Below are 8,511 nucleotides of genomic sequence, written 5' to 3' on the forward strand. Positions count from 1 at the left end.
CCGGCCGGACTGGCAGCCCAGGACGGTGAGGGTGCTGCCACCGCCGCCGCCGTGGCCGCCGCCGGGGGTCTCCAGGGACTGCAGGTCGAGAAGGATCATGGGATTTCCTCACTTGTAGATGGGAACCGATATGGGGAGGACTAGTGGCAGAGCAGCAGGCTCAGGTTGCTGGGCCGGCCGGACTGGCAGCCCAGGACGGTGAGGGTGCTGCCACCGCCGCCGCCGGAGCCGCCGCCGGGGGTTTCCAGGGACTGCAGGTCGAGAAGAACCATGTCGTTACACCTCCTTCGGTGAGTCGCAGGAGCCAAACCGCCCGGCGGATCCGTGCGCGGACGCCCAGGCAGGGGCGTTCGTGCCGCCGGGCGGCTCGATGAAGGGGAGGAACGCCGGCCGGTCGTGCAGCACGGCGCTCATCGCGAACAGGACTCCGGCCGTGCCGGTCGCGAAGTCCATGGAGAGCCTGAGCAACTGGTCGCCGGGGAAGGCCAGCCCGCCGCCGTGGGGCAGCGCGTGCCAGCCGAGCCCGCGCAGCTGCGCGGCCAGGTCTGGGTGGTCGGTGCGGGGGGTCTCGGGTCCCAGGCCCCAGCCGAGGGCGGCGAGCACGCCGCTCCTGCCGGTGAACAGGCCGGACTGCACGAAGTACCGTCCCCGGGTGACGAGCCGGCAGCCGTCGAGCGCGGTGCGGAGGTCCGCGTCGTGGCGGTGGGCCAGGTAGCGGGCGAGCACCATGCCGATGCCCACGGACCCCTCGTCCAGGTAGGGCAGCGTGCGCCAGCCCTGGTTGACCTGGAGGGTTCCGTCCTCGCCGGTGACGCAGCGCCGCAGGTCCTGCCGGAGCGCCACGGCCGCCCGGTCGAGCAGCGACGTGTCGCCGGTGCGCTCGTAGGCGTGCAGGAAGAGAAGGGCGGGCCCGGAGGAGCCGTACATCAGCCCGGCGCGGGGATGGCTGCCGCCGCTGATCTTCGGCACGTCGTCGGGCCCGCCCAGCCTGTCGGAGCAGATGTCGACGATCCGCAGGGCAAGGTCGGCGAAGGTCCGTTCGCCGGTGGTGACGCCCAGATGGAGAAGGTTCAGGCCCATGCCCGCCAGGCCGCCGAACAGCCCCAGCTCCAGCGCCTCCCACTTCTCGCGCAGGCACAGGTCGACGGTGTCGATCGCGTCCTGGCGGTGCCCGAGCAGGTCGAGGACGTAGGCCACGCCGTGCAGCCCGTCGTAGAAACCGACACCGGTCCCCGGAGCGGGGGCCAGCGCCCTGCGGCGCAGCCAGTCCTCGTGGGCCGGGAGGCGCTCGGCCCCGGTCACCGCCAGCGCGTAGAGCACGCCCGCGGCGCCGTACGCGAGGTTGACGCCCCCGCCGGGCTGGAACTGGGCGACGTCGCCTGGGAAGAGCCGGTCGTCGCGGTCGGGAGTGGCACTCGCCAGGATGGCCCGGGTCATCGCCTCCCTGAGCTCGGGCCAGCCGTCGTGGCCCGGCCTCGGGAACGGTGTGACCGCCGCCGGAGCGGGGCCCGCGACGGTCAGGACCGCCTCGTCGATCACCTCGGGCGGCACCGGAAAGGTCTCGGTGATGAGCCTGGCCAGGTCGACCACCTTGGCGCGGTCGAGCGGCAGCATGATCGTGAGCTGGGGGGCGAACAGGCCGAGGCAGAGGCAGGCGAGGGCGTAGCGGTCGACGTCCGTGCCCTGCCGGTCGGCCGGCGCGCCGAATGCCGGATGGGCGAGCGCCGCGCGGCCGCGATCGGTGCTGAAGGTCGCCACCTCGTAGTCGATCAGCACCAGGCGGCCGTCCGCGGTCACCAGGATGTTGTTCGGGTGCAGGTCGCCGAAGACCACCCCGCGTCCATGCAGGGACTCGATCGCCCGCCGCACCTTGGGAAGCGTGTCGAGCACCCAGGCGGTGTACTCGGCGAGGGCCGCCTCGTCGCAGGTGGCCCTGGTCAGCGGGTATCTCTGTACGAGCTGCCGCTGGAGCGGGTTGCCGTCGACGAACTCCTCGACCAGGAAGTGGTGGCCTCCCAGGGTGAAGTAGTCGATCAGCGCGGGCACCGCGTCCAGCCCGGACAGGTGCTCCAGCATGTCGCGCTCGTGTGCCAGCCGTGCCACGGCGTCCCGGCCGGCGGCGTCGAGACCGGCGTGCGGGCGGGCCTCCTTCAGCACGACCCGCTCCCCGGTGCGCAGGTCCTCGCCGAGGTAGACGCCGCCGCCGTTGGAGAACTGCATGACGCTCTCGACCCGGTAGGGCAGGCTCTCGGTGGTGACCGCGTTGCGGGCGGCCAGGTGGGGTTCGAGGAAGACGGGCAGCGTCACCCAGGACGGCACTCCGAAGGAGGGTCCGCGCACGTCGGGGACCAGCCGCCCCTCGCCGTCCGCCACGGCCGGCACCAGCTCGCCGTTGCCGGCCAGGCAGCGCCGCGCGGCGAACCCGCCGTACCGCACGAAGAGCGGGCCCTCGCCGTAGCGGAGGTCGCTGAGGATGTACGGCCCCTCGACGCCGGCGAGCAGCTCGTCGAGCTCCTTCAGGGTGAGCTCCAGCTGTGCCTCGTCCACCGGGTAGATCGTCACGAGCTTGCCGCTGGCGCCGCGGGGGGCAGCCTTGGAGTTCAGCATGGTCATGACCGGCAGGCTGCGCAGGAACTTGAACGCGATGCCGCGGGGGACGCAGTAGTCCCAGACCGTCTCCAGGGCGCGCTCGGCGTCCTCGGCGCGGGCCGAGACGTGGATCTTCCAGCCCTGGGCGGGGATGCGGCCCGCGAGCGGCGCGTAGTGCATCCAGGTGTCGGTCGCCTGGTGCTGCCAGCCGTCCGGGACCTCCCGGGCCGCGAGCGCGAAATCGGGGTGGTCGCTCCGCCGGCCGTCAAGCGTGTCGTAAAAAAGCGGGTCCGCCAGGCAATAAAGCTCATACTGGTCATCCACGGCATTCTCCCCTGCTGTCTTCCAGAAGAGAGAATTACGGATAACCCGAGAAACCACTAGTTACAAACTAAACCACTCGTATATGCGAAACGCACAGTGTCGACCGTGAAGGTGGGTACTACCTGTGCTTTTGTGAGAGACATGAAGGTTATTCGGAATAATTGCCGGGAACCTCGGCTATCAGGGTGAACCACCCGTCCGCACCGCCCGTCACCTGTACCGTGCCGCCCAGCTCGCCCAGGCGGTGGCGGAGGTTGCCCACCCCGCTGCCGATGTCGCCGCCGATGGAGGGCGCCTCCCGCCGGGGTGCCCCGTCGTTGACGACGGTCAGGCGTAGCAGGCCGCCGTGCTCGACCAGTTCGATCGCGCACCGCTTCACCTGGCTGTGCCGCAGCATGTTCGTCACGCCCTCGCGCACCACAGCGCCCAGCGCCGCGCTCACGGGCTCGGGCAGCTCGTCGGTGTCCACCCGGACCGAGCAGTAGGCTCCGAACCCCTCCATCAGCGCTCTGGCGCGGGCGGCCTCGCCGGGGAACGAAAGCCGGTGGCGGGCCGCGGACACGTTCCGTACGGCGTGCGCGGCCTGCCGTACCGCCTGGAGCACCTCTTCCAGATCCTCGCGCAGGCGCGCGTCGCCGGCGGCCCGCCGGTGGGCCAGCTCTCCCTTGATGGACGCCAGCCAGAGCCAGTGCCCCACGATGTCGTGCATGTCGCGGGCGAACCCCTCGTAGGCCCTGGCCAGGGCGCGCTCCCGCTCGGCGTGGAGGCGCCTGATCCGCAGGACGAGGGCGAGCGTGACGCCCAGAGAGATCAGCAGGATGCCCGCCCCGGCCGTTCCGACGAGGTAGGCGGGGTGCGGCATGAAACGCCTCTCGCAGAGGAAACGATATTTCCTCTAATAAACTCAAAAGAGTTGTTAAATGTCAACCGAGAAGGAGTTTTCAGCTTTCCGCTGAAGCGGGAGATATTGGTGATGAATAGGCTGGAAATGCGGTGATATAAACTGGCTGATGGGGGGCGGGTGGCTGGTCAGGGTTCTTCCGGCGTGCGCCGTGCGTCACGGCGAAATCGTCCGGGCCGGTCCGGAAAAGGGGGCGGCGGGCTTACCAGGAGAGCTTGAACGCCGGAGGCAGCAGCAAATAGGTCCCGGCCACCAGGCAGGCGCCCGCGACCACCAGGAAGAGGAACACCCAGAACCCGCCGGGCAGGAAGGTCAGCCGGGCGAGCTGATCGGCGTCGGAGTCGGGTGCCCGGCCGTAACGCCGCTTGCGCTGCAGCTCCACGATCGGCCGCACACCCCCCAGCAGCAGGAACCACACGGCCAGATAGGCGAGGGCGGCGTCCATGTCGGGCTCGGCGTACCAGGTGAAGACGGAGATCGCGCCCCCGGTCGCCAGCAGGCTCACCACGCCGAACAGGTTGCGGATCAGCAGCAGCATGCAGAACAGCAGCACGATCACTATTGCGATCAGCACCTCCACGTAGCCGGAGGAGGTCAGCCATGCCCCGCCCAGCCCCAGCAGGGACGGGGCGACGTATCCGGCGGCGGCGGTCAGGATCATGCCGGGCCCGCGGGGCCTGCCCCTGGTCAGGGTCACGCCGGAGGTGTCGGAGTGCAGGCGGATGCCCTCCAGCTTGCGCCGGGTGAGCAGTGCCATCAGTGCGTGCCCGCCCTCGTGGGCGATGGTGATCAGACCTCGCGACAACTGCCACGAGGTGGACCACGACACCACGCTCAGTGCGGCCAGCGCGGACAGCAGCACGACCCAGAGGGGCGGCCCGGAACGGGCCGTGGTCAGGGTCACCCAGAGGTCGGACAACGCTCACTTCTCCTTCGCGGCATGAGAGCAAAGCGTCCCACGACTGCCGGTGTGCTGGCGATAAAGTCGAGGTCGTGCAGAACATGATTCCGGAACTCGCGGACGCCGACGCCCCCGCCTGGTGGCGTGGGCTTGGCCTGCCCGGCCTGGCGGACGTGCACGTCCACTTCCTGCCCGAGCGCATGGAGCGCCGGGTCTGGCACCACTTCGAGCACGGCGGTCCGCTGATGGGGAAAGGGTGGCGGATCCACTACCGGCTGCCCGTCGAGGAGCGGGTCGATCGGCTGCGGGCGCTCGGAGTGCGGGCCTTCTCCGCCCTCGCCTACGCGCACCGGCCGGGCATGGCCGAGAGCCTCAACGAATGGACGCTCGACTTCGCCCGCCGTACGGCGGAATGTCTGCCCTCGGCCACCTTCTACCCCGAACCTGGAGTCCTTGGCTATGTCCGGGACGCGCTCGGCCGTGGGGCGCGGATCTTCAAGGTCCACCTCCAGGTCGGCGACTTCGACCCCAGGTGTGAGGAGATCGACGACGTGTGGGGGCTGCTGGCCGAGTGGGGCGTTCCCGTCGTCGTCCACGCCAGCTCGATCCCGCTGCCCGGCCGCTGCACGGGGCCGGTGCCGGTGCGCGGGGTACTGGAGCGCCATCCCACCCTGCCGCTGGTCGTGGCGCACCTCGGCATGCCGGAGTACGACGAGTTCTTCGAGCTGGCCGAGACCTTTCCGAACGTGCGGCTCGACACCACGATGACCTTCACCGACTTCGCCGAGCGTGGTACGCCGTTCCCCGCGCGCCTCCGGCCGCGCCTGCGTGACCTCGGGCTGGCCGGCAAGGTCCTGCTCGGCAGTGACTTCCCCAACATCCCCCACCCCTACGCCCACCAGCTCCACGCGCTGGACAGGCTCGACCTGGGCGACGACTGGCTCCGCGCGGTGTGTTGGAACAATGCGGACAATCTCCTTGACCTTTCGGCGCACTACACTCGGTCAGCAGGACATTGATGATCGGGAGAGACTCGTGAACGACCGAAACGCCGAGCTCATCAAGACGTTCTATGACGCCTTCGCACGTCGTGACGCCGACGAGATGGAGCGCTGTTACCACCCCGACGTCACGTTCGGGGACCCCGTCTTCCAGGATCTCGAAGGACGCGACAAGGTCATGGGGATGTGGCGGATGCTGCTCGGCCGCAGTACCGACCTCGGGGTGGAGGTCCGCGACATCGCCGTCCGCCAGTACGAGGGCACCGCGCACTGGACCGCCAGTTACACCTTCGGCAAGACGGGCAGGAGGGTCGTCAATGAAATCGACGCTCTCTTCCGTTTCGAGGACGGACTTATCGTTCGCCACCACGACGACTTCGACCTGCGGCGCTGGTCCAAGATGGCCATGGGCCTGCCGACCGGGATCATCCTCGGCTGGACCCCGATGCTCAGGGCCAAGATCCGCAACACCGCGATGCAGTCGCTGCAAGAGTTCATGACCACCCGATGAGGAGACACGTGTGACCGACCGGCGAGTGCGGGGCCTGCGAAGCCTGATGCGCGGGCGTCCCGGCGCCGGTCGGGAGTCTCCCGAGCGTTCGATGGACCCCAGATCCGCCGGTGACGGGCTGCCGGTCCCACCCCGCTCGCGCGTCATCGACAACGCGATCTACGTCGACGGGCATCGCGCCGCCACCCCCGAGTCTCTTCCCGACGCCTTCGAGTGCCTGAAGAACACCCCGGACAGCATGGCCTGGATCGGCTTCTACCGGCCGGAGGACAGCGTCATCCTCGACGTCGCCGAGAAGTTCGACCTGCACGAGCTGGCGGTCGAGGACGCCATCGTCGCTCACCAGCGGCCCAAGGCCGACCGCTACGGCGACACCCTGTTCGTGGTGCTCCGCCCCGCCAGGTATCTCGACGAGGCCGAGGAGGTCGACTTCGGCGAGCTGCACGTCTTCGTCGGCCAGAACTTCGTGATCACCGTACGGCACAGCGAGGCCCCCGACCTGTCACAGGTCCGCCGCAGGATGCAGCACGACCCCGACCTGCTCGGCCAGGGCCCGCAGGCGGTGCTCTACGCCATCCTCGACGCGGTGGTGGACGGCTACGCCCCCGTGGTCGCCGGTCTGCAGAACGACATCGACGAGATCGAGGTGCAGGTCTTCGGCAACGAGCCCGGGGTCTCCCGCCGCATCTACGAGCTGTCGCGCGAGGTGATCGAGTTCCAGCGGGCCACCCAGCCGCTGCTGGGCATGATCGAGGGCTTCATCGCGGGGGCCGCCAAGTACGGGGTGGACGAGGAACTGCAGAGATACCTGCGGGACGTGGCCGACCACGCGATCACCGTCGCGGAGCGGGTCAGCGGCTTCCGCCAGATGCTCCACGACATCCTCGTGGTCAACTCGACCATGGTCGCCCAGGCCCAGAACGAGCACATGACCAGGCTCACCGAGGCGAGCAACGCCCAGAACGAGGAGGTCAAGAAGATCTCCGCCTGGGCCGCCATCCTGTTCGCCCCCACCCTCGTCGGCACCATCTACGGAATGAACTTCGACGTGATGCCCGAGATCCACTGGACGTGGGGCTACCCCTTCGCGGTCCTGCTCATGGCGGGCGTCTGTCTCACCCTGTATCTGGTGTTCAAACGCCGAGACTGGCTCTGAGCCCGGCACCTCCCGACAGGAGGCGCCTGGCCACATCCGCTTCCGGGATTTCGGTCCGGAGGAATCAGCTGAGCAGTTTGCGGGCGGCGGCCTCGATCTCGGCCTCCGACAGCAGCACGTGCCTGGACGCCTCGCCCAGCGGGATGAAGCTGTCGAAGGAGGTCACCCGGGCGATCCTGCCGGTGAAACCCGCGTCGATCAGCTCGGCGACGATGCTCTCCGAGACTCCTCCGCTACGGCGGGTCTCGTCGGCGATCAGCACCCTTCCGGTCAGCTCGGCGGCCCGCATCAGATCCTCCACCGGCAGGGGGGAGAGCCAGCGCAGGTCGAGCACCCGGCAGCTGTGCCCCTCGGCGGTGAGCCTGACCGCGGCGCGCAGGCTCATCCGCAGGCCGTTGCCGAAGGTCACGATCGTCAGGTCGCGGCCGTCGCCGTAGCTGCGGGCGCGCCCGATCGGGATGTGCGTCTCCGCCCAGCGGGCCGGAGGCGCGTACGGGGAGAGCCAGCCGTTGTCGCCCTCCTCGAACATGTCGCGGGTGCTGTACAGCGCGATGGGCTCAAGGAAGACGCAGACGCTGCCGTCGGTGCGGGCGGCGGCCAGGCAGGTGCGCAGCATCGAGGCGGCGTCATCGGGACGCGCGGGGGAGGCCACGACCAGGCCGGGGATGTCGCGCAGCGCGGCGACGGAGTTGTCGTTGTGGAAGTGGCCGCCGAAGCCCTTCTGGTAGGCGTAGGAGGCGACGCGCAGCACCATCGGGTTGCGGAAGGCGCCCCGGGAGAAGAACTGGAGCGTCGCGGCCTCGCCGCGGATCTGGTCCAGGGCGTTGTGCAGGTAGGCCAGGTACTGGATCTCGGGCACCGGCAGCAGGCCGGAGAGCCCCGAGCCGAGTGCCAGGCCGAGCACCGCCTGCTCGTCGAGGTGGGTGTCGAAGACCCGGCCGAGACCGAAGCGTTTCTGCAGGCCGCGGGTGACGCCGTAGACGCCGCCCTTGCGCGCCACGTCCTCGCCGAAGACCAGCACGTCGGGGTGGGCGGCCAGGGCGTCGGTGAGGGTGCGGTTGATGGCCTGGGAGAGGGCGGACGGCGCCGACAGCCACGCCGTCCTGGACCAGGCCCGCGACCTGCTGC

The 8,511-nt window shown here is 69.6% G+C and carries 9 protein-coding genes; 3 read left to right on the forward strand and 6 right to left on the reverse strand.

What is annotated here, in order from left to right:
- From ABZ260_RS40145 to ABZ260_RS40165, 5 genes are all read right to left on the reverse strand, one after another.
- A partial coding sequence (locus ABZ260_RS40145; protein ID WP_355628103.1) for a SapB/AmfS family lanthipeptide occupies positions 1-99 on the reverse strand: 99 nt, incomplete at its 3' end.
- 41 nt (positions 100-140) lie between these two features.
- Entirely contained in the window at positions 141-272 is a 132-nt protein-coding gene (locus ABZ260_RS40150) for a SapB/AmfS family lanthipeptide (protein ID WP_350916758.1), read from the reverse strand.
- A 4-nt stretch (positions 273-276) separates the two neighbouring features.
- A complete protein-coding gene (gene lanKC, locus ABZ260_RS40155) occupies positions 277-2,913 on the reverse strand; it encodes a class III lanthionine synthetase LanKC (RefSeq protein WP_355628088.1) in 2,637 nt (878 codons plus the stop codon).
- A 148-nt stretch (positions 2,914-3,061) separates the two neighbouring features.
- Entirely contained in the window at positions 3,062-3,775 is a 714-nt protein-coding gene (locus tag ABZ260_RS40160) for a histidine kinase (RefSeq protein WP_355628091.1), read from the reverse strand.
- A gap of 241 nt (positions 3,776-4,016) precedes the next feature.
- The gene (locus tag ABZ260_RS40165; RefSeq protein WP_355628094.1) at positions 4,017-4,733 is read right to left on the reverse strand and encodes a M50 family metallopeptidase; all 717 of its coding nucleotides are present in this window, start codon (positions 4,731-4,733) and stop codon (positions 4,017-4,019) included.
- A gap of 83 nt (positions 4,734-4,816) precedes the next feature.
- On the opposite strand from ABZ260_RS40165, the gene ABZ260_RS40170 reads away from it, so the two are divergent.
- Genes ABZ260_RS40170 through ABZ260_RS40180 form a run of 3 tightly spaced genes read left to right on the forward strand, consistent with a single transcriptional unit; the run spans position 4,817 to position 7,383 of the window.
- Complete coding sequence (locus ABZ260_RS40170) at positions 4,817-5,734, forward strand: amidohydrolase family protein (protein ID WP_355628106.1); 918 nt, start codon at positions 4,817-4,819, stop codon at positions 5,732-5,734.
- 16 nt (positions 5,735-5,750) lie between these two features.
- Entirely contained in the window at positions 5,751-6,227 is a 477-nt protein-coding gene (locus ABZ260_RS40175) for a nuclear transport factor 2 family protein (RefSeq protein ID WP_350916769.1), read from the forward strand.
- 10 nt (positions 6,228-6,237) lie between these two features.
- A complete protein-coding gene (locus tag ABZ260_RS40180; protein ID WP_355628097.1) occupies positions 6,238-7,383 on the forward strand; it encodes a magnesium and cobalt transport protein CorA in 1,146 nt (381 codons plus the stop codon).
- Positions 7,384-7,447: 64 nt separating this feature from the next.
- Here ABZ260_RS40180 and ABZ260_RS40185 read toward each other — a convergent pair.
- Positions 7,448-8,511, reverse strand: a 1,064-nt coding sequence (locus ABZ260_RS40185) for a transketolase C-terminal domain-containing protein (protein ID WP_355628100.1), incomplete at its 5' end; no start/stop codon positions are given.

Origin of the sequence: Streptosporangium sp. NPDC006013, assembly GCF_040614275.1 — a bacterium.
Classification (GTDB): Bacteria; Actinomycetota; Actinomycetes; order Streptosporangiales; family Streptosporangiaceae; genus Streptosporangium.

What these genes read in the sequence shown, in the direction of transcription:
- ABZ260_RS40150 (WP_350916758.1), bottom strand. Translation starts at nt 272, where the DNA reads ATGGTTCTTCTCGACCTGCAGTCCCTGGAAACCCCCGGCGGCGGCTCC.
- ABZ260_RS40160 (WP_355628091.1), bottom strand. Translation starts at nt 3,775, where the DNA reads ATGCCGCACCCCGCCTACCTCGTCGGAACGGCCGGGGCGGGCATCCTG.
- ABZ260_RS40170 (WP_355628106.1), top strand. Translation starts at nt 4,817, where the DNA reads ATGATTCCGGAACTCGCGGACGCCGACGCCCCCGCCTGGTGGCGTGGG.